At 38.4% G+C, this 22433-nt stretch carries 19 protein-coding genes; 8 read left to right on the forward strand and 11 right to left on the reverse strand.

Features of this window, described 5'->3' with window-relative positions:
* Positions 1–37 precede the first annotated feature (37 nt).
* Positions 38–136 (forward strand): nucleotidyl transferase AbiEii/AbiGii toxin family protein, encoded by a 99-nt coding sequence (locus JAZ75_RS11230; protein ID WP_232789415.1) that lies wholly within the window; start codon positions 38–40, stop codon positions 134–136.
* 66 nt (positions 137–202) lie between these two features.
* On the opposite strand, the gene JAZ75_RS11235 is transcribed toward JAZ75_RS11230, so the two are convergent.
* Entirely contained in the window at positions 203–769 is a 567-nt protein-coding gene (locus tag JAZ75_RS11235) for a hypothetical protein (protein WP_208701865.1), read from the reverse strand.
* Positions 770–1682: 913 nt separating this feature from the next.
* Here JAZ75_RS11235 and JAZ75_RS11240 point away from each other — a divergent pair.
* Entirely contained in the window at positions 1683–3497 is a 1815-nt protein-coding gene (locus JAZ75_RS11240; RefSeq protein WP_208701867.1) for a hypothetical protein, read from the forward strand.
* A gap of 365 nt (positions 3498–3862) precedes the next feature.
* A complete protein-coding gene (locus JAZ75_RS11245) occupies positions 3863–5434 on the forward strand; it encodes a M28 family peptidase (RefSeq protein ID WP_208701869.1) in 1572 nt (523 codons plus the stop codon).
* 34 nt (positions 5435–5468) lie between these two features.
* Here the strand turns inward: JAZ75_RS11245 and JAZ75_RS11250 are convergent, their stop codons facing one another.
* From JAZ75_RS11250 to JAZ75_RS11260, 3 genes are all read right to left on the reverse strand, one after another.
* On the reverse strand, positions 5469–6107 hold the full coding sequence (locus JAZ75_RS11250; protein ID WP_208701871.1) for a hypothetical protein: 639 nt from the start codon (positions 6105–6107) through the stop codon (positions 5469–5471).
* Positions 6108–6480: 373 nt separating this feature from the next.
* The gene (locus JAZ75_RS11255; protein ID WP_208701873.1) at positions 6481–6987 is read right to left on the reverse strand and encodes a hypothetical protein; all 507 of its coding nucleotides are present in this window, start codon (positions 6985–6987) and stop codon (positions 6481–6483) included.
* A gap of 150 nt (positions 6988–7137) precedes the next feature.
* Positions 7138–7530, reverse strand: a complete 393-nt coding sequence (locus JAZ75_RS11260; protein ID WP_208701875.1) for a hypothetical protein — start codon at positions 7528–7530, stop codon at positions 7138–7140.
* A gap of 464 nt (positions 7531–7994) precedes the next feature.
* Between JAZ75_RS11260 and JAZ75_RS11265 the strand changes: the two genes are divergently transcribed.
* Positions 7995–8867: a hypothetical protein gene (locus tag JAZ75_RS11265; protein WP_208701877.1), complete on the forward strand. Its 873-nt coding sequence runs from the start codon at positions 7995–7997 to the stop codon at positions 8865–8867.
* Between the two features lie 301 nt (positions 8868–9168).
* On the opposite strand, the gene JAZ75_RS11270 is transcribed toward JAZ75_RS11265, so the two are convergent.
* Both JAZ75_RS11270 and JAZ75_RS11275 read right to left on the reverse strand, forming a co-directional pair.
* Entirely contained in the window at positions 9169–10368 is a 1200-nt protein-coding gene (locus JAZ75_RS11270; protein WP_208701879.1) for a hypothetical protein, read from the reverse strand.
* Between the two features lie 181 nt (positions 10369–10549).
* On the reverse strand, positions 10550–11575 hold the full coding sequence (locus tag JAZ75_RS11275; protein ID WP_208701881.1) for a LacI family DNA-binding transcriptional regulator: 1026 nt from the start codon (positions 11573–11575) through the stop codon (positions 10550–10552).
* A 532-nt stretch (positions 11576–12107) separates the two neighbouring features.
* Here JAZ75_RS11275 and punC point away from each other — a divergent pair.
* Positions 12108–13316 carry a purine nucleoside transporter PunC gene (punC, locus tag JAZ75_RS11280; RefSeq protein WP_208701883.1) on the forward strand — a complete coding sequence of 403 codons (1209 nt, stop codon included), beginning with the start codon at positions 12108–12110 and terminating at the stop codon, positions 13314–13316.
* 8 nt (positions 13317–13324) lie between these two features.
* Here punC and JAZ75_RS11285 read toward each other — a convergent pair whose 3' ends face one another.
* Entirely contained in the window at positions 13325–14386 is a 1062-nt protein-coding gene (locus JAZ75_RS11285) for a hypothetical protein (RefSeq protein WP_208701885.1), read from the reverse strand.
* 414 nt (positions 14387–14800) lie between these two features.
* Here JAZ75_RS11285 and JAZ75_RS11290 point away from each other — a divergent pair, with 414 nt between their 5' ends.
* The 3 genes from JAZ75_RS11290 (at position 14801) to JAZ75_RS11300 (ending at position 17425) form a co-directional block, all read left to right on the forward strand.
* Positions 14801–14944, forward strand: a complete 144-nt coding sequence (locus JAZ75_RS11290; RefSeq protein WP_165902528.1) for a hypothetical protein — start codon at positions 14801–14803, stop codon at positions 14942–14944.
* 115 nt (positions 14945–15059) lie between these two features.
* Complete coding sequence (locus JAZ75_RS11295) at positions 15060–16745, forward strand: ATP-binding protein (protein WP_208701887.1); 1686 nt, start codon at positions 15060–15062, stop codon at positions 16743–16745.
* 14 nt (positions 16746–16759) lie between these two features.
* Positions 16760–17425 (forward strand): response regulator, encoded by a 666-nt coding sequence (locus JAZ75_RS11300; RefSeq protein WP_021188241.1) that lies wholly within the window; start codon positions 16760–16762, stop codon positions 17423–17425.
* Positions 17426–17521: 96 nt separating this feature from the next.
* Here the strand turns inward: JAZ75_RS11300 and JAZ75_RS11305 are convergent, their stop codons facing one another.
* From JAZ75_RS11305 to JAZ75_RS11320, 4 genes are all read right to left on the reverse strand, one after another.
* Positions 17522–18241, reverse strand: a complete 720-nt coding sequence (locus JAZ75_RS11305; protein WP_208701889.1) for an outer membrane beta-barrel protein — start codon at positions 18239–18241, stop codon at positions 17522–17524.
* Positions 18242–18799: 558 nt separating this feature from the next.
* Positions 18800–20296: an acyl-CoA dehydrogenase family protein gene (locus JAZ75_RS11310; RefSeq protein ID WP_208701891.1), complete on the reverse strand. Its 1497-nt coding sequence runs from the start codon at positions 20294–20296 to the stop codon at positions 18800–18802.
* 305 nt (positions 20297–20601) lie between these two features.
* Positions 20602–21468, reverse strand: coding sequence for a helix-turn-helix domain-containing protein (locus tag JAZ75_RS11315; RefSeq protein ID WP_132771045.1), 867 nt, complete (start codon positions 21466–21468; stop codon positions 20602–20604).
* A 275-nt stretch (positions 21469–21743) separates the two neighbouring features.
* Positions 21744–22376 carry an NAD(P)H-dependent oxidoreductase gene (locus tag JAZ75_RS11320; RefSeq protein WP_132846078.1) on the reverse strand — a complete coding sequence of 211 codons (633 nt, stop codon included), beginning with the start codon at positions 22374–22376 and terminating at the stop codon, positions 21744–21746.
* Between the last annotated feature and the right edge of the window lie 57 nt (positions 22377–22433).

The following is a 22433-nucleotide window of genomic DNA, read 5'->3' on the forward strand; positions in this document are numbered from 1 at the left end:
CGTAAATCCTCATCTTAGGTCAGCTTTACATATTCTAATGCAGGCACCGATTTTTGATTCATTTCGATTGGTAGGAGGTACTTCATTAAGCTTACAAATCGGGCATCGCTTATCAGTTGATCGTCAGCAAGCTTAATCGTCTTTTAGGATGTGATAGTCCTAATTGCTTGATTGGCTATTGCGGTCGTGAAAGGTTTAAATCTTATTTTATTCTGCCCTTAAAGTCTGCGTCAGCATACTGCTCATAAACTGTTTTGAGGGATAAACAAATCGCTTTAACACACTCGAAATAATACGCTACTGTAATCCAATTTCGGTCGGTCAGTTTTTCAAAAAAATATCTGGAATCAAGGAAAAGTGTCGATAGTGTTTTGATGGCACCTTCAACATTTTCAAGTTTAGACTTGTCCTCTAAGGGGATAGTTTCTGCTTTATCTTCTGATATTAGTATAGAAACTTTGAAGAAATTGGCATTTTTGTCAAAGTTTATTAAGTAATGTTGTTTGATTAAGACTTGAAGAAAATCAGGTATTTCCCTAAATAAATTTTCAAGACGGTGACCTTTTACTATGGCATTTTTTCGTGTGGTACGAATAAATGCCTTGAGGTATAGTTCAATACAGAGGCCACTCATCACATTTAAAGCGTTCATTTCTCCGATATATTGATCGTTGAGCTTAATATTTTTATTTAAAATCTGAATCGAGTTAAATATTCCATCCGCTTGCATTTTTGCAAACTTGCTTTTATTTAAACTAAAATTTTTCATTGTTTAGGTTTTTGAAAATTAACAAGTTAATGTTAAGATAGTAATTTATTTTCTCAATGCGTAATTAATGCCTTGTATAAAGTTTAATTTTTAATGGATTCTGATTTTTTCCTAACCAAATCAACACTAACTTCTAGATTTCTTCGACTCGGCTTCGACTCGGCATTGGGATTTCATCGGCTACAGTGCATGAAAAGTCGAAGGATTGTCGAGCAAAACCTGTGTGGAGGTAGAAAAAAAGGTCAAGACAGGGAAAAGATAGTTAGAAGCAATTTACTGGATGTGGCAAACAGCAAATCGAAGCATTTTCTGGCAGGTACCTGCTATCTACCTGCTTTTAACCCGCTTCGGATCTTGTTTTACTTCCGGTCGTCGTTGCACCGCATGTGCACCGTACCTCTCCCGTCCCTGCACCAGGAAAAGGACGGTGCAACTACTGTGCAAGTGCGGCGCACTTGCGAGAAAACCTGCTACAAGGGTAAAAGAAGGTTAAAAGAAAGTCCGAATAAGGCTAAAACAAACGCTGGTCAAAGCAGCCGTTTTACAAGCAGGTAATAGCATGCCATGATTCTTATCCCTTCAGGCGGTATTTTTCACAAAAGTTTTCTTTAAAAAACAATAAGAACTTGATTATTGAAAGTAAATAATTAATTTTATCACGCTTGAAATATTCATGCGAAAGAAATCTTTGTTTAAAGATTGATGTGGTCATTATGCTATTTTATAACGCTCAAGACGGGATTCCATTAAAATAGTTGCTGATCAGCTTTCAAACACGTATAAACCAAATTATTGAAATGAATGATACTTGCTGTATGTCGGTATTCTAGCTGTTTACCAGAAGGTAATGGAACTGTTACCGGTATGCTGCTGTAAATTGCTTTCCCTAACGCTTGTTTAAACCCTTATAAATATGAACCAGATCGCTAAAGATAAGAAATCAAACCTACATGTTTCACTAACAGACTCTCCGGATCGTGCTTCAGTTCGCCTGGGGAAGGATTTTTATGATGATCGTTCTGGTGTTAAACATAAACTAGTGGAGTTTGTCACAGATGGTGGGGGTGTCAATAACCAATTTTATTATGGTGATGATGCAACCCTGCGCTATTCTTTATGTATAGGAGACGGTGGAATCCCGTTGTATTCGATTCCGGAAGAACCGGTGGTCATGTTTCATATTCAGCAGGATAACGAGCAATACGCAAAGTTTGAACAATCGGATGAATGGAACCGCTGGAGCAAAGGTGAAATCAGATTAGCCTGGCAGAGCAATGAAACAATCGTGTATGAGTTGTCTCCCGGTTATACCAATCATATCGATCTGTTTATTCGGCCGGATCTCTTTCTGGAAATGGCCAACAAATACCCCGTCTTACGCGAAATGGCCATGGAGGTCAAAACTGCGAAAAACGGAAATCTTGATCTGTTTGTCAGTAACCCTGACGGGTCAATTCATCTATTTGCAACCGAAATGCTGCATGAACTTCAACGTTATGAAGTGAGTACCCAGCGGTTCCAGCATTTGTGTGAATGTTTGCTATTAAGGAGCATGGGCATTGTACTGCCTGTTGAACCTTTGGCTACGGATGCTGTGCAAAGGGAAAAGCATCTGGATTGGTCAGACTTCGATGACAGCTTATTTCAATTTGATGATGATGACGAAGAGGATGATGATGAAGGTGATGATCTGTTTACACCCTATCAGGATTATCTTTTGGATAATTTGAAGGCATATGGAAAAGAAGAACTTATCCATAAATTTTATGCGGCAAGGACTGAATTCAATGAGCTGAAAGGCGATTATTTAAAAAATAAAAAGCTTCTGAAGAAACTGAAAGAGGGCTATTTGCTGCTTATGGAAGATTCAGGAGAACTGCTGGCAGAAGCCTACTTTAGCATGGCGCTGGGGTTAGATGCGCAGACGGAAAAATTCCTGTTTGATGACCGGGAAAAGCATATATTGAGAGACGCAATAATCTGTGTCATGAATCAATGTTTTGCGTTGCGCACAGTGAAACCGGAACAGGTGAATTTGTATAACAAATGGAGCAAAAAGCCCTATTTTCCTAAGCTGGAGATCACAGAATTTGAAAACATGATGGAGATCATTGGATTGCAACTCAATATCGATGTGTCCGAATGGGGCGATACTAAAGAAAGTACAGCTGTTTTTTGTGAACACCTGCAGGATCAATTGGGGGGCTTTCGATCTTTTTCTAATTTTATGGGAAGGGATGAAAATAATAAACCGCAAGTACTTGTCGAACTCTATCATAAGCTGATGCAAAATTTGTCGGATGAGCTCACCATTACTGATGAAGGGGAGATCAAAAAAAGCGATATTATACGCATCCTGGACCATGCTTATGATAGCAATGATCCGATACAGCTGCTATTAATAGAAATCGAGTACTTTTCTCATGATGTAAATTATGTAAAAATGCAGGATGAGGATAAAATACGTTACTGGATAATAGCGCTGGAGGACCGCAGTAAAGAACTTCATAAACAGATGGAGATACTGGAAAAGGATCGTCTATTTCGTTTGATCCATATTTATGAACAATCTCCTGCTGGGTTAATGGCGGTAGATCAACTGGCCTGCAGTGAAAAGGAAACGTATGAAAATATTACGGAATCGCTTTTGATTATTGTCAAGGGTATGACGGATTGCGCGACGAAAGAAATTGTGCTTGGAATTGCAAAATCAATGATTATCGCTTAGTAAAATGTATTGAATGGTGCTAAAGGAAAGGCTTTATTTTAAAAGTCTTTTAATGCCAATTTTCTCTTTAGCATGAATGATCAATGCTTTAGTTACCTTAAAGGTTATCCATTTTTTTAACAGTTGTCGGTTCAACTTCTTCAATGGGATCGCTCTTGTCTTGTAAAAGTGCTTGTCAAAATGAAGTATTGTTACTTGATGACCACTATGGAAAATAGAGCCTGCCTATTATTGAAAAAAATAAATCTTAATCTTTTTATTTTAAGGACTAGGGAAGTCTCGGGGTTTCGGAACCTTATTTCGGTAGCGTTGCTGTAACAGCATGCCTTTTACCGTTATCGATGATATCCTTGTACCCATAATTTATGAAAAGTAGATTCTTATTGCTTATTCTTTTTTTACTGTTAACATGTACGGTAGATGCGCAAAACAAAGATGCCCAGCTGTATGCCAGAACGATCAATAGCGGCAATGCGAAAGCGCATCTCAATATACTGGCTTCAGATGAATGGAAAGGTCGTGAAGCGGGAACGCTCTGGGGCGATAAAGCTGCACAATATATTGCTGCTTATTACCAAAAAATAGGGTTGAAAGGTGCCGTTAACGGAGCTTATATGCAAGCGATAAATGCAAAGCGGGTTCCGCTATTAGAATCGCTAAAAGTAAACGGTAGCTATTTTAAACCTATTGTCGATTTTTTTAATATGCCTGCTTCCATTTCACTTACGGGATACAATATGCAGACGGACAGCATCCTCTTTGCCGGATATGGGGTTATCGACGAGGGCATGCAACCGTACAACGATTTTCAGGATCATATCGTGGAAGGTAAAGTGGTCATGTTGCTGGGATCGGGGCCCCGGGATGCCGCATTTTCATTTCAGCAGAAGATCAGCTACCTATCTTTCCATAAAGCGAAAGCGGTGCTCTTGGTAGAACCTGTAGTAGATAATAAATCGGATGGACTTCTTTTGCATCTCTCTGGCAATCCGATGATGCTGGAGGGCTCTCCGGAACTGGCCACGCTGGAAAAGATGGGGCAGGGGATGCCGATTATTTATCTGGGTAAAAAAGTAGCAGATGCGCTCTTAAAAGATGCCGGCACAGATCTTACTGCTGTCCGCAAAAAACTTACTGATACGAATAAACCCTATCCCTTTGTTTTTAAAACGCATTTTTCAGTGCAGGCTTCGCGGGCATTGGATGCTGTTCATCCGGCCAATGTATTGGGCTTTATTGCTGGCTCGGATCCCATGCTGAAAGATGAGGTGCTGCTGCTGAGTGCACATTACGATCACCTGGGCATCAATCCTTATGTGACGGGGGATCGTATTAACAACGGTGCCGACGATAATGGATCGGGAACAACCGGAATGCTGCTGCTGGCGGATGCTTTTATGCGGGCTGCTAAAGCTGGAAAAGGACCCAAACGCAGTATTTTGTTTATGGCAGCCACAGGGGAAGAAAAGGGACTGCTAGGGTCGACCTGGTATGTCGACCATCCGGTGATACCTCTGGATAAAACAATCGCCAACCTCAATGTGGATATGATCGGCCGTACCGATACTTTACCGCATCCCGATAAAAACTACATGTATATTATCGGCTCCGATCGACTGAGTTCGGATCTGGACCGGATCGTGAAGCAAACGAATACGACCTATACAAAACTGGAATTGGATGAACGCTATAATGTGCGCAACGATCCTTTTCAATTGTACTACCGTTCGGATCATTACAACTTTGCGAAGCAGGGGATTCCGGTTACTTTTTATTTTGGCGGTTTTCATGGCGACTACCACAAACCCAGTGATGATATTGCTAAGATCGATTTTGAACTGCTATGCAAACGGGCGCAATTGATTTTCTATACAGCATGGGAATTGGCAAATGGCGTTACCAGGCCTGTGGTAGATAAAAAGGTGGAAAAAAGGTAGGTGCTCATGTTGTGAAGGTGCTAACAGATGTTGATCAGGAATCTGACCGTTCATCGGGTTCTTTCGGATGCCGCTTGTTCATTTTTCTTTTAGCGGCATTGTAGGTCTGTCTGCATAGGCCGACATGAATGGCTTTGACAGTGGAGCTGGCGATGTTGCAGAATTCGGGATATGCATCTTCCAGTGTGCGGATCCGTGTTTCCGTAGGTTCACTGAGTAAGATAATCCGGCGCTGATAAGTTTGTTCTTTTTTTGTGCTGAGCTGTTCAAGGTGCTGTGCGATCTCGGGAAACTCTACCCGGAGCTTTTTAAGGTCTTCGTAAGACATCGAAAGAACAGGTCCAGCTTCGAGCATCTGCACACTATGGTTGCGCTCCTGTCCGAGATAGAGGCTGCTGTGAAATAGTACCGGTTCATTTCGGCTCCAGATGTAAGTGCCGACATTACGCTGTGTGTTTTCATTGACATAATAGGCGTGCACCATAGCATGTGGCGAGAGCCATGCCCTTCCTGTCTCGGCTGTGCCCGGTAGCTCGAGGGTCTGATATTTGATGGCCGGCTGAATGCGCGTGATCGGTAAAGCACGTTCAATCAAAGCATTTTTTTTTTCTGCTGGTAACTGTAACATAGTCTGCAGATAGCTTAACAGTAATTTTCGTTTTAAATCTTGCATAATCGTAAAATAATCAGTCGCTAGATCGCTTTTATTAAGGTTTTATATGAAACGGTAGTAATAGATTTAATGCTAGAATATTGGATTTAAGTTCAAGATAATGAGTGTTGTCGAAATAAAAAATGACTTTCGTCACTTTTTTTTATGTTTTTGATCACATATTTAATTTTTGTGTGATCAGGTTTGGTAGGGCATGTCCAATCGGTACAAGTGTTTGTGAAAATCTGATAAAATTCCATTTTTCATGCGGTTCACTTATTAAACTAACATTCTCCAGTACATGTGGAATCTTGCCTGTACATGTACTGGAGAATGATTGTAACTGTTTAGCTTATTAATTATTATTTAGCATGTGCTATTTCCTCTTTTTGAATTAGAGGTTGGCTTTGATGCGGGTATAACCCTGCCGGCTGAGTCCTACATGCATGGCTTTGGTTACGGTGGATGCTATGGTGCAAAAAAGACGGTTTTCAGCCTCAAATTTCCTAACCCGCTCCTGTGAAGGTTCATGGAGTAGACGAATCCGGTCTTGGTAGGCCTGATCGTTTTGAATAATAAGCTGTTCAATATGTGCGGCAACTTCTGGAAATGCCTCACGGACCGTTAGCGCATCTGGATAACTCATCGATAAGACCAAACCCGGTTCAAGCATCTGTATATAATTGCTGCGTTCTTCACCGGACAATAAACTGGAGGTAAATAAGATGACTTCATTTCTTTTCCATACCTGGGTACCGCAATTTATTCCTTTTTTCTTATTGTGATAATAACTGTGGATCATCGCTTCTGCCGAAAACCAAACGCGGCCTTGCTCCGCGGGGCCTGGAGATTCTAGCTGTTCATATTTTATGGCTTTTTGTTCCGTGCAAAGTGGGATCACAAATTCCAATAATTGGTTTTGCCTTTCAGGACTGATATCAAAATTCTTCTGGAGATACTGTTTAATAATTCGGTATTTATAATCGTTCATAATCTTAGTGCTTCCGTATTTTAGAGAGATAAACTGTTTTTTATTTTTGCAGTGTTTTCATCAGCTGGTTATGCGGTACCTGATCCAGATCATAAAGGGATAAATGATTGTACTGTTTGTCGTGCTGCTGCTGACTGCAGGAAGAGGGGTGCTGGATACAATAATATCTTTGACTCCAGGTTTGTCATCGGCCGCCACCGTTTCTTTGTCAAAACTCACATGAAGCTGGGCTTCCCAGGTGCTAGCGATACCTTCGGCAAGGGATGTCCTAAAGGAATCGGGCATGTTGGTGATCTGGTCGATCTGATTGCTGTGTAGGTCAAAGTAAGTCAGCATGAATGATAAAAAATTAGCTCGAATTTGCGCAATCAGAAATTGTTGTTCTGTTAAGGTAAGTGAGAAGAAATAAGTTTGAAATGCAGCAACTCCGGTGTTGTCTAGTGTATTTTTCATTATTTATCTTTTGTTTGGTTAGATCAATAAAATTCGGAACTTTTATAGCGAATCCACTATGTAAAAATGGGTATTTCATGAAATGTACATTTTTTGTACATGTTTTTTTAATATTTTCGTTTTAAAGAAAGTTAATAATTTGACTGAAAATTAGATGGTATTTTATTATTTAGAATATATTATTTCCAAAATAAGCGTTTTTAGTAAAATTATATTTGTATTTATTGTTTGAAACAAGATTTTGCTTTCGTAAGTTTGTGTTAGACCTATTTCTTTGCTCTATGATTAATGTGTATTTAAGAAAGTATGTATTTTATCTGATTGGTATATTAATATTTTCTTTAGTGGTGAATTTGGGCACCGCCGTGGACGATATCTGGTTACGGATGAAGAAGCCGTTGTTTCAACAGGTGTTCATTGCAACGCTAGTACTTTTTCATTGTTATCTGTACTTTATACAAAGGATGTCTTATCGTATACGCTATAAATGTCCTTGGTATAAGACTCTCAATAAAGGGACTAAATTTCCTGTTTTCATCCTGTTATGTTCTGGTCCCGTATTGCTGATACACGTGCTGATTTTAAATTTTTTGCTGGCGCAACGAAATCATGGATCTATCTTTAATTGGGATTATTTTCAGACTGATTTTTGGTTCTTTTTTATTCCTTTAACGTGCTATGTAATCTCTTTATATTTCAAACCGAAAGTGTTTTTGTTTCGTGTTCCCGCAGCAAATAAGGTAGGGTATTCCCGGCAGGAAAATTCAAGTACCACAGCACCATCTGAGATTGGAATCAATGCAATCGATCAAGAGAATTGGTCTTTAAAACTGTGGGAGGAGAGCAGGGTTATAAAATTTGTTTTTGAGTATTATCAAATACGATTGCAAAAACAAGAATGGAACATTGAAGGGAATATTCCACTGTGGAAAATTGTCTTTTTTGAAAAGACCGCATCGATCACTTTTGCTTATTTCGTAAATGGTGAAAAATGGGGAATACATCATTTTGATAGTACAGTTCTAGATAATCCCTGGGTAGTAAAAATCAATCAAAGTAGTTATGTCAACATGTTATATGTGCCGGATAAATCTGATTACCGTGTTGTATTAAAGGTCAGTGATGATAAAAAAAAAGAAAACCGTGTCGAAATAGTGAGGTTATACGCCACTATAAGAACAGCTCTTAATGCGGTAAATGATCCGGGAAAAATAGATTTAATGCTAATCATCAGCCGACGGATGAAAGATAAAAATTACGCTAATTTCTGGAAAGATGACTTCCAAAAACAACTAAATGTCCGTGATCTTGAAGAAGGCATTGGAAGTATACAATAACAGTCCCTGTAGCATCTGCACATTTTTAAAAGATTAATGCTTGCACAAATTTGGTAAAAACGACATTGGGACTGGATGATACATAACTTTTTGTCTAGAGGTACTGAAGAAGATGTTGTTGGATTTGGAAAATTAAGAATTTGAAATTTAATTTTAAACAATAAAAGCTTAAAGAATCAGATAAACAGCGCAAAAGATATTCAGAACATAAAAGCATTTACGTGTTATAGATTGATTATCTGCAGCTGTATTTTATTTCGTAAAGCTACCTTTTCATCTTAATAAGAAGCGTTAGAGAAGGTTAAGGAAGAGTCCAGTCTAGTCTAGTCGTTAACTTTCCGTTATTATATTGGAAAGGAAAGACATCTGATGTTATATGTCCATTTTGTAAGAGAAGTTTAATCTTTAATTCATAGGGAGTATTGTTTTTGAAGTTTAATTCATTTAAATCAATTGTCCCTTGAATTAATCCAATAGATTGAGGTGAAAATCGCCATGTAACAGCATTGTAATCTTTATTGACTCCCGTGCCTTCATTGTTAACATTAGGATCCATATACACTAAAATATCACTTACCGGAAGTGTTGAAGTATAGGAACCGTTTACAAAGAGTTTTTGTTGACGATTGTCAATATTAAATCTAGGTTGCAAGCTGTATATGGGTTTAAGATAAGGGGTGCTAGAAGATTTGGCGGGTTGAAAAACTTCATTTCTGTTCAAAATAGCGGCATCAGATTCGGTTAGAAATGTTGGTTGCCCTTTACTGAAACTGTAATTTCCACTACCCATCAATGAAGTACCGTGTATAAATCCTTCACTGTATTTAGCTTCACTGTGAGGAAGATTTAATCCGTGACCCAGCTCATGTAACATACCGCCCAAATAGTTGGAATTGGGGTTTGGTATACCAGTAACAGACATTTCCGAATTGTCAACAGCAAAACAAAATTTTCCGTGACGATAAAAAGGCTGATTACCGCCGTCAGTTCTTGCTGGCAGCAAAACTAAACAGTGGTTATCGGATGAAAACTGAGCTGGATTTTTAGTTTTAAAAGTTTTGATTTCATTGATGATCTTACCTACAGAAATAGCAGACTTGTACGGATAATCTGCCTGTGTCCCTGAAGCTGGAATTTCAATAATTTTGACGAGTCCTGTTAGTTGATCTACAGGCAGGCCTAAGTAGGTGCTGTATCCATACCGCATCATCTCGGTATGTATCCAGTTTTGAAAATAAACGAATAACGCAGAGAGCCTAGTTTTATAATCTTTTAAAGCTGGATTATCTGTTGGTACAAACATGACAATGTTTAAGTTAACAGGATTTGATACGAATTCCTGATTCGTCAATGAGACATTTTCATTGTTATTATTGTTTAAATTTTGATCCTTGATATTCCTACTATCAATCTTGGTCTGTGAACATGAAAAACACATTATTATTAACGGGAGCACGAATGTTTTGACAAATCTCCGCAGTTTCAATGATTTTTTTTTCATGAATTTTAATTAGTTATAATATAATAGATTTTGCTAAATGTGAGAATCAACTTAAACCTATTCCTAATATTAGAGAAAACTTTACATTAACTGGTGCAAAAAAACAGAACAAACGTTTGCGTAATGTGCGAAAACGATTAAGAAAGGAGATAATTTAATGTAGATTTATTTACTAATTATTTTAAGAAGATTGACGGATTTCGACCGATGCAGCTAGCTTTATATTTTTAAACAAGGTAGTCTTTTGGGATTGATTCTCCAATATCTCTGATAGGAGTAAAAAAGCTTGAGCTCCCATTTCTTTGGAAGGTTGGACGATACAGGATAACGGCGGTTCAAAGATGTTTGTAAACCGGAAATTAGCAAAACCAATGAGGGATAGCTGAGCTGGTACTTCAATATGCAGCGCGTGCAGAACTTCTAAAGTTTGGTATGTTAATTGGTCTGAAGCCGTAAATATGGCATCTGGAGGCAATTCTGATTTCATTTTTTGGGATAAATAGAGCATTAACTCTTCTTGACTTTTTCGTCCCTTTTTCCCAACATCAATTGATAGTAAGTTTTTACTATGATATTGGATATTATAGTCTCTAAGGCACTGTAGATAGCCACGCCGACGCTCTTCTACCACTCCCTTCGCAAAACTTGAAATAAAGAGAATATTAGTGCGTCCTTGATTGATTAAATGGGTAATGCTTTTATACACTGCAGCATAATTATCGATGCCTATTTTGTGTGTGTCGATGTTGTAATTTGTCCGGTCCATTAAAACAACTGGAATTCCTTCATCCTTTAATTTCTTCAAATACTCCATCGAGGCCCTATTTCCGGTCGGTGTGATAACAATTGCATCTGCACCCTTCTTATATAAAGTCTCCAAATGGGTCATTTCACATACAGGGTCATCATTGCTTTGCATAATGAGCAGGTTATAAGCGGTCTTGGACATCTGTTCTTCAATGCCCTCTAAAATCTGCGAAAAAAAAGAATTTCCAATTGCCGGGACGATCATTCCTATAATGTTTGTCCTTCCTGTTCTTAATAGTTTTGCATAATGATTGAATGAATAACCATTTTCATTGGCATATTTCTGGATTTCTATCTTCGTTATATTGCTTATTTCATAACTATCTGCCAATGCCTTTGATATTGTACCTGGTGAATAACCCAGAGCTTTAGCAATATCTTTTATTGTTATCCGTTTCATGTTCGTTCGTTTGATGATTCTTTTGATAAATTAAAACCCAGTTTTTGAACACAATATGATCCTGGGTAGGAGAATACAGATGATTTCATTGCCAGTATCTACAATCTGAAATACTCATTTTTGACAACATAGATTCTTAGATTTATAATGAAAATAGTAGCTTTTCCTTATCCAGGTTTTACCCAAAATAGAATATACCGGAGAACAGATTAATCACCACATTAGTCATGTTAACGAATTTATATAACAACTTGGTCGGTTTTAGAATACTAAGTATAGACAATCGATTGCTTAATCTACGAAATCGATTGTGTTACATTTTATTTTCTCCTAGTTTTGATTTTATAGTAGCTTTTGTGACTATCCCTAATTGGTTTGCTATATGTTTTGCATCGTACTATTGATAGACAAATAAGGAAAAGATCACGTAAAATGTCAAATCGTAAGTGAGGGGGCTTTTTAAATTACTTAATTTTTCACAAAATTAAACATTGAGCATCTTTGGGTAAGCGTTCCCTTAAAATTGTTACCTTTGCAGAAATTTAGTGAAAACGATATGTTGGATAGGAAAAAGAATAGTTTTTTGTTTTTGATTTACTTGGTTGGACTGAGTATTATTGGTTTTTTGGCAACGGATATGTATCTGCCGGCATTTGATAGGATGCGTCTGGATCTTTCGACAGATAAGAGTAGTATCAGCGCGAGTTTAAGTTTATTTTTAGCTGGTTATGCTCTTGCACAGCTGGTCTGGGGGCCAATAGCTGATAAGATCGGGAAGCCCAAAACAATCCTTATTGGACTGTCATTGTTTACACTGGCTTCTGTGTGTATTTTTTTTACCAACGATGTGTTATGGTTGCTTATTTTACGTTTACTGCAGGCAATCGGTGTCTGTGCAGCGGCGGTAAGCTGGCAGGCTCTGGTCGTAGAATACTATCCGGCATCGCAGACCAATAAAATTTTCGCGACCATCATGCCGATGGTGGCTTTATCTCCGGCTCTGGCTCCTTTGCTGGGTGTATATCTGTTGCAACATTTTGGATGGAGATCCATCTTTATCACCCTAGCTGGTATCGCCGTGCTCCTGATGCTGTATACCTTCACTTTAATGCGCAAGCAAAAGTTGGATGCTCCAGTTGATACAAAAGCAGGTGAAAAAACGAAACAGTCCTATTTTTCACTTTTAAAATCCAACGTGTATGTGGGCAATGTGCTCATCTATGCGTTTTGCTCAGGTTCATTTTTTGCCTGGTTAACGGGCTCTCCATTTTTTCTCAAAGAACTGGGGTACGACGAAAGTCAGATCGGATTGAGCTTTGTTCCGCAGACCATTGCATTTATGCTGGGCGGATATGGCTATCGTGCGCTGGCAAACCGTATTGAGACCAAAAAACTGATGCCGGTTTTACTGATTTTATATTCCGTTTCTCTTCTAGCGATATATGCTATGAGTGTGATGACGACACCTACATTGACATTATTACTGATCCCGTTCTGCGGTATGGCATTAGCAAACGGTGCATGTTACCCGATTGTAGTTGCTCAGGCACTACGTGTTTTTCCAAATAATCTGGGTAAAGCCGCGGGCTTACAAAATGCAATTCAGCTAGGAATCTGTTTTATAGCGAGTGCCATCGTTTCTGTTTTTTCAAAAGATGCACTATTGGCTACATCAATTGTCATGGTAGGGACAATTCCATTTATGTTAATCGCTTATAGGTTGACGGTAAAAGGTAAATAAAAATTATTTTACGGTCCCCGCCTCATGCTTTCTCCGACGGAAAATTCTCCCGGGTAGAGCAGTATGATATAATGATTGGGATCCTTTAATAATTTGAGATCCTGTAAAGCTGATGCGTCTGGGGCAGTTGAAAATTCAACATGATTATTTGTTTTAGAGATCTGTACGGGGTAGATTGTTTTTTCTGTTAAGGTATCAGGATTTGTTTTTATTTTGATATAATTTGGATGATCAGGATCTAGTGTAATAATTTCTGAATATGGCTGTTGCGTTGTATCATTTCCAGAAACATATTGTACCTCGATCAAGCACATCCGTTGTTTTGCGATCAAGAAATGGGATACAGCATACAGGAAGAACAGACCAGCGATCATACCCATAAAATAAATCAGTTGCTTCAACTGAAAATTAGAGAAAGTAACATGCACTTTCATAGACGTTCTTTTTGAGGGCGGTTTTTCCCTGGGGGTTTCCTCGCGGGAAAGCCTCCCTTTTTTTTTGTCTTTATTTTTTAAGATAACCTCCCCATCGCTCGAATTATCCGCAGAAGCTATTTCCACCTCTTCATTTTCGAGTATTTCCTCTTCCGCTATGTGATTTTCCTGTTCTTGACTCTCGTGACCAATTGCTGTTGTACTTGCTTCAGGTAAGATCGTTTTTTCATGATCATCAGGATCGCAAAATTCAGGTGTTCGCTTTTTTAAATGGCGCAATTCCCGCCATTTATGGAATGGTCTTGGACCAAACTGTGTGAGTATGGCCAGTAGTTTGACGATGTTTTCGTCGGGATTGCTCGTTTTAGCTGTTATAAAATTTTTAAGCGGTTTCAGTTTATCTAACGGAAATCGACGGATGCTGATCTCCAGATCATCATATCGTTTGGTAGGATTAAAGAAATCCTGAAATACCTGTGTATCTTCTTTCGATAGTCCATTTGCAAATAATTTTAAACTCAAATCTCTTAGATTCCCGGGTGTGGGATTCTCAAGTTTTAGATCTAACTCATGTTGGGAAAGCAACTCCCTAAAGTTACTTATCACCTCTTTTTTAAATTCTTCAAACTCAAACATTGTCCCAAAATTAAAGTAACCCTAGCACCCGATTTTACGGTTTTCCGTAAAATAATAGACTCTTTACGCACTTTTTTGCACTGGAATTTTCGGAATTCTATCGGAATTTCTGGAATAATAACGGAAAGGTTGGAAAGATCGGAATCCTTTGATGTTTAGCTTTTTATCTGCGTTAATTTTGATTTGAAATCAGTTGATCAATCGACTAGTTCTTTCTAGGAAAGCGACGAAAAGATTTCATAAGGAGTGGATATCGCGGTCGTTTTTAACCGGTTTGGGAAGCAGTTATTGGTTCCCGCGATTGAAGCTCACTCACTTCCCAAAAAATTCAGAAGGCCTTCTGAAAACATTGTAGTAACCCCGGGCATGAGGCCCGCGGGACTACCAGGTTTTTGACTTTTAATTTTTTGAAAAATGTGGTATTTCATTTTAGCACTTTTATTTGGCAATCCTTCCAATACAGATACAAATGATCATCAGACTGTAGCTTCTGCACAGAGAAGCAGTGATGAAACAGGTGGCACTGGAGGTAAGGGACCTGTCCGTCCTAATAAATAAGCGATACACTTTTCTGTATAGAAAAAAGGTAACATTATGTTACCTTTTTTGTTTTTAATAGCTTGGTTGTTTTTAAGGTAAAAAATCGATATTTTCGAACAAAATAGATCCTTTATTGAAACGCTTTAGCTTATACATACTTTTAGTCTTTTTGTACTCCTGCCAACAAGAAGTCATTCAAAAGGAAACTTCCATTGATAATCCGGCTTATGATAAGGCGTTCGAGTATCTCGAAATGGGAAAAGCAGATAGCACCTTTTTTTATTTTAATGCAGCAAAGCAGGTCTTTTTGGAAAAAGGCGATAGTCTCCAAGTGGCCAAGTGTTTGATCAATATGGCGCTTACCCAACAGGAGAAAGGTGATTATTTTGGATCGCAGGAAACGGCATTGCAGGCTGTACCTTTTCTGGATGAAAACAAACCTGAGCATCATGCTTTTCTGAGTATGAATTTCAATGCCCTTGGACTGGCTACCGATGATCTACGCGACTATCCAAAGGCTATTCTCTTCTATGAATTAGCAATTAAGTATTCTGACGACCCACAAAATACACTGATCTACCGGAATAATTTGGCACTCAGTTATCTTTCAGATGAAAAATATGAAGAAGCCCGAGAGATATACGATGATATTATCGATGAAACCCATAAAAATCCCATTGAGCATGCGCGGGTATTGTCGAATCTGGCACGAGTCAAATGGAAGCAAGACCGAAACTATCCCGCTATTTATGAGTTTCAAAAAGCCTTGAAGATGCGTGAAAAGGAGAAGGATCTTCGCGGGCAAAATTCAAGTTTGGTATTTCTTACCGAGTATTACGAAAATCGTAAACCTGATTCGGCTTTGTTTTATGCTAAAAAAAGATATGATATTGCAAAAAAAATAGCAAGTTCTAATGATGAAATATTAGCATTAAAAAAATTAATTAAACTAAGCCCTAGTGATTCTGCGAAGTCCTATTTTGAAATTTATAATAACTTAAATGATAGTATTCAGCAAGCGCGTCTGGCCGCGACCAATCAGTTTACTTTGATTCGCTATGAGGTAGAAAAAAATAAGGCTGATAACCTGACCCTGCAGAAAGACAATGCTGAAAAAGCCTATAATATTGTTAAGCAGCGGATCTGGACATTCTGCGTTTCCTTATTATGTGTTACGGTTATTGTAGGCGGTACTTTATGGTATAAGAGACGCAAAGAACGTATGCAGTTTGAGGCACAAAATAGAATCAAAGCCAATCAGCTTACTATCTCACGTAAGATTCACGATGTGGTAGCCAATGGCCTTTACCGCGTCATGACCGAAATCGAGAATAGGGAAGATATTGACCGGGAAGGGATCCTCGACCGTCTGGAAATGATGTATGAGAAATCTCGTGATATTTCTTACGAAACCGAAATAACGCCAGATGCGGAGCCGGATTGTCAGAAACAAATTGCTGAACTTTTGAAATCTTTTGTGACTGAAAATAGAAAGGTCATTATTGCCGGAAATGATGCTGAGCAATGGGAGGGGGTTACGGCACATATCAAGCATGAAGTTCATCATGTGCTACAGGAACTGATGGTTAATATGCGCAAGCATAGCCAAGCAACCGATGTGGTGATCCGTTTTGACTGGTCTCCTGGGCTATTGCGTATCTTTTACAGTGATAATGGTGTAGGAATGCCCGAATCGCAGGTAAAAGGTAATGGTCTTACCAGTACGGGAAACCGTATTTCTAATTTGGATGGTAAGATTACCTTTGTCAATAATGCAGGGAAAGGGCTAAAGGTTGAAGTGTCCATCCCTATTTTTTAAAAAGATCTTATTATATGTTTAAAAAAGTACTTATAGCCGAAGATCATGAAATTGCCAATATTTCGGTTCAGAAAACACTTCAGGAGCTAGGGATCCAGACAGCAAAATATGTCTATTATTGTGATGATGCATTTACCTGGGTTAAAAATGCACAGCGGGACGGTGAGCCCTACGATCTGTTGATTACCGATCTGACTTTCGAAGAAGATCATAATCCGCAACGTTTATCTGGAGGTCTGGCACTTATTCAGGCAGTTAAAGAGATTCAATCTCAGTTGAAAATCATTGTGTTATCAGCGGAAAGTCGGACTGCTGTTATAGATGAACTTTTTAAAAGCAGAGCCATCGATGGTTATGTGCGTAAAGCAAGACGAGATGCGCAATACCTGAAAGAGGCTTTACAGGCCGCACACCAGGATAAACTTTATCAGTCCCCTGAAATTAAACAGTCTATCCGGGAAAAGAATTCACATGAATTTACTACGCTCGATATTCATATCATCGCCCTATTGGCAAAAGGGATCCTACAGAAGGATATTCCACAACATCTGCAGCAACAACAGATAAAGCCATCAGGACTGAGCAGTGTCGAGAAAAGATTGAACCTGATGAAAGAAGTGCTAGAATTCTCCAAGAATGAACAGCTTATTGCTTATTCAAAAGATATCGGTTTAATTTAAATAAACCGATATTCTATCCTTGCCGAACCGGTTATACAGGGCTTCTGAATTTATATTCAGAAAGCGAATCCCTGTCTATTTAGCACGTACTTTTTATTATTGTAAAGAAGGTCTTAAGAGTTGAAACTGCAACCCTAAACGAAAGACATTTAAACGGGTCGCATCTGATGAGGATGCGCCATCCATCTCCCCTTTATAATTTTTAGTACCCCAGGCGTAACCCGCAAATACCGTATAACGGTCATAATTGACGTTGAACTGTAGGCGGGGTCTAAGATCCATTTTCATGAAATCCTTGCCTCTGTCTTTTTCAAATTCGGTTTCATTGCCTTTATTGTCTTCAATACTTCCTTTTTCTTTTATCTGAAGCGTGTTGGCGATATCAACGCCCAACTGCATATCCAAAGTAATAGGTTCAAATGAAAAACGATAGCCAATGAAAGGATTAAAATTTAAAAACTGCTGGTTCAGCTTGGTCATGCCTATGATGTTGTTCGTGTTTTCTAAGCTTTGAAGATATATTTTAGTCTGTAAACGTTCAAATGCACCCTCTACACCCAGTAAGAAATTGTTGCTAAATACGTAGCGGTAGTTGATCGCTCCGCCCAGGTTAATACCATACTTTACTCCAAAAGGATTGTTGGTATAATAGTCCTGTGGGCTAGAACCGTTCAGGAATGATCTAGAATCGCTTCCTGGTCCTGTAAAATTGGAAGAACCTGAAGTAATACCTACCCGCAATTCATGTGATTGGGAAAATGCAAGAATCGGAATACTGCATGTGAATAAGCTTGCTAGAATGATTTTCTTCAACATAAATGGAATTTTTAAATTATTTCATAACAAAGAAACAGTTGCTCCTTATATTATGTTTAAATTTAGGTAAATCATAGCAATAAACCCCATTAAGAATTTTATTTTAAATAAAAAATGGTTAACGTAGGACCTGTACGTTAACCATCTGTAAAAAATTACTAAGTAATCAATTTGTTTGCAGTCGATCCAGCATTTTAGGGATAAACTGCATGCAACTGCAAACGTTGTAAATAAAAATTCGCACCTACCTTTAATGTGAATGATACAAAGTTAAAATTCCTAATAACGGGATTTTACGGTTTCCCGTAAAATTAAGATTTTATGACATTTCTGCATTATTTATTGTTTTTAAAGCCAATAGGGCCATATTTTTTTTAAAATATTTTTTTAAAAAATGAATTCCACTATGATTATTCATTTGGTTACATGTTCATTGGTAGGAGGGAAGTTTGACTATGTTGCGATGATGAACCGATTAAAATCAGTCCTAAACAGAAAAGACACATCGTACGACGATGTGTCTTTTCTATATGCTTTGAAACTGCAAGTCCTAATTCATTATAAAGATGCGAATTTCATCCAGTCCGCATTTTCTTCATAATCCATTAACGGGTCTGCTGTGTTGTTGCTATGCAACTGACCAGCAAACATCGCCAGGTCCATCTTGATATGCTGACGTGTTATTTCGGTCATCTTATCGTTAAACCCTGCATTGTTGATCAACAATACATATTGATAACAAACAACGCGTGCGATCATTCTTCCCAAAGTCATCATTTCGCGTTGTTTTGGCTGATCTGGAAGATTGAAATTAAGAATTTCACTGAAGAATGGTGCAGCAAGTTCTGTCCCTTTATATTGTTTTAAGAATGCCAGAAGATTGTTTTCTTTGCTTTTGCGCATCAGTTTGGCAATTGCTTCAGCAATCTGTGTATATAACATTTCATTAGATCCTTCAAAAATCTGAAATGGTCTACTATCTACAACACCTCTGCCGGCAATATGGTCTAAGCGGTATCCATTTGCTCCTGACAATTGCAAGCATATCTGTGATGCTTCCTGCATCAGATCTGTCACGAATGCTTTTACACTATTGGCATCTACACCATGACTAGATAAGTCATTGCTGATTGAGCTTACTGTGGTGCTGTATGCACACATTGCCGAACATAGGGTAAAGGCTGCCTGTAAACGTGATAACTGAAATTTAACGGAGTCCATTTCATTAAGGCGGATGCCTGTAACACGTCTTTCATGACAATGTTGCATCGCTTCATCCAGCATACGCTTGATAAAGCCCATACCCATACCCGGGAACTGAAGTCTGCTACGGTGCAGTGTATCCAGCATTAATTTTATGCCAGTACTTTCTGGAACCAATCGCTGTGCTGCGGGTACTTTGATGTCAATATTATTGATTCCATAAGGAATAGCGTATAGACCAAGACTGTTGTAACGTCTTTCAACTTCAATTTTTTGTTCTGCGGCTGCGTCTTCCGTTAAAAAGAAATCAATATCACGGGTCAGATCGCCATTTTCATTTCTTTTACGTGCAGTCACCAACCAGTAATCGGCTGCTCCTGTAAGACCTTGCCAATGTTTCTGGCCCTGTATGCTGTAATGATCTCCTACCTGCTCATAAGAAGTACGCATATTGAGCGCATCGCTGCCAAAGTCAGGCTCTGTGATCATCAAGCCACCCATTGCCTGGTTTTCCAAAAACTGTTTGAATACTTTTTCCTGAACGGTGATATTGCCATACTTCGCTAATGGTTCTAGAAAAAGGGCAATGTTGATTCCGAAAATAAGGGACAGCGATAACGATTCGTAAGAAGCTGCTGCTAGTACTCCAAGACACTCTTTAACATGTACTCCACGACCACCATGGCTTTCTGGAATAGCAACCGCAAGCGGTGTCATGTCCATGATTTTGCTTAAAAAATCAGGCGGTAAATCGCGCGATAGACTAAGGTTATTATAGTCATATTCCTGATTAAATAAGCTGGATAATCTTTCCTTAAATGAGGAAATGTAAATATCAAAATCTTGCGTCATGGTTGATTGTTCTAAAAAGTTAAGCATCTTAAAATGTAGGATTAAATGATGAACAATAACGAAGGGGTTTATGCAGATACCATTCTTGTTCAGTGTCTCCTAACTTTTCTGATGAGAAGTGAGTACTGAAGTAAGGTAACAAAAAACTTGTTATCAAAAAATACATTTTTTTCTGGTTTAACATGAGTTTTATAAAAGTGATTGCATATTCACCATCGCTTTGTACAAAAATAAACCTAAAAACGCAATCTCTTTGTTTTATTTAGTATAAAGATTAGGACAAATCGTGCATGTGTGGCACGAAACTACCTGGCTTTATTTCGATAAGAGGTTGGTGACATGCCTACAATTTTCTTAAAGATGCGTGAGAAATAGGACGGATCGGAGAAATCCAATTCATAACATATGTCGGCAATGCTTTTGTTGGATTCGAATAGCAGGAGCTGGCTGTGCATAACCAGAACTTCCAGAATAAGTTCCTTTGATGATTTTTTAAAAACAGCGGAGACACATCTATTGAGATAATTGGGGGATACGGCTAATTTATCGGCATAGAAGCCGATTTCCTTCTGTTTCAGGTAATTTTTGTGCACAAGTTGTTTAAACATCATCGCAATCTCCTGACTGCGGTTGAGCATGTTGTTGGTGTTGGAAAGCTTGATGATTTTTAATAGCGCTGATTTAAGCAAGCTTTCAAAGAGTTCTTTATACGGAGATGCCGTATGCAACTCTTTGTAAAGCAATCTAAATAGCTGGTGCAGATCGTGATCATCTGCTGCAGAAAGATTGTGAAGCGGTGATATGGTGAAAATATTTAAAATTTCCTGTTCTCTGAAAATGGAGGTCATGGCTGCATCATTGACCAGAATACAATGTCCTTTGGCTGATTTATCAACCGATCTGATCACCGATATATTACCGTAGTTGCTCATGAGGATCGCCGGCGCCTGAACCACGTATTCTTTGGGGCCGATCTGGTGTTTAAAATAGCCTTCGGTTATATGAACAAGTAAATTGTAACCCAGAAAAATAGGCGGTGTCGGAAATTTAATATAGGGCGCAATTTCGCTCAATCGAAATATTTTGACTGACGATTGCATGTATTTTAGATGTTCCAGACTGCCGGACATAAACCGTTCGACAAATTCGTTCGCATTTACTTGTTTTTCCATTCTTGATCCTAATATAATATTTCTGGTACTTACCGCCAAAGCTAAAAAGATGTTTCTTTTCTGTACCAAAGTTACGCATTGAAATGATAGCAATTTTATACTAATCTTGTGCCAATAATCACCTTTAAATCTTTCTCCATCATATTGAGGCCGAGACTGCCTTAGCATGGCAATGTTTCTATACAGAAAAGGGCTATGTGTAAAACATAACCCTCTCTTTATTATTAGCCAATAGATTGCAGGATATGGTATTATTTTACTAATCCTGCTTTTTATTATTTGTAGATAGCAAATTCTTCCATCGGATTTCTTACTTTCTTCATTGGTGCTAACCAATCTTTTTCAGCATCACGGTAGCCCACGTACATTAATGATACGCTTTTTAAACCTAAGCTTGCTAAGTCAAGTACTTCATCTACAATCTGATTGTTAAAGCCTTCAGCAGGAGTAGTGTCAACACGCAATTCCGCTGCCTGTGCCAATGCCAGCCCTAAACCAATATAAGATTGTTTTGCGGTATGTACAAAATGCTGTTCTTCAGTCTGAGAAGCGTATAGCTTTTTGATCATATCTGTATAACTATTGAATCGTCCTTCAGGCAATTCACGCTCTTCTGTTGTACGGTTGTAGATGGTATCGATGCGTTCTTCGGTATACTTGTCCCATGCAGCAAATACCAATAAATGAGAACAGTCGCGCATACACTCTGGATTTAAAGCTCCAGCAACTAATCTTTCGCGTACTTCTTGACTTTCGACAACGATGATTCTAAAAGGTTGCAATCCTGAAGAAGTGGGCGCTAAGCGTGCCGCTTCTACAATTTTTTCGATGTCTTCTTTACTTACTTTTTTTGTGGGATCGTATGCTTTTGTAGCATGGCGCCACTGTAAATCTTCAATTAATGCCATTGTTTTAATTTTAATGATATGTTGATAACGGAGCGTGCAATTTTGATATTAAAAGAT

The sequence above is a fragment of the Sphingobacterium sp. UDSM-2020 genome, from assembly GCF_016132525.1.
GTDB lineage: Bacteria > Bacteroidota > Bacteroidia > Sphingobacteriales > Sphingobacteriaceae > Sphingobacterium > Sphingobacterium anhuiense.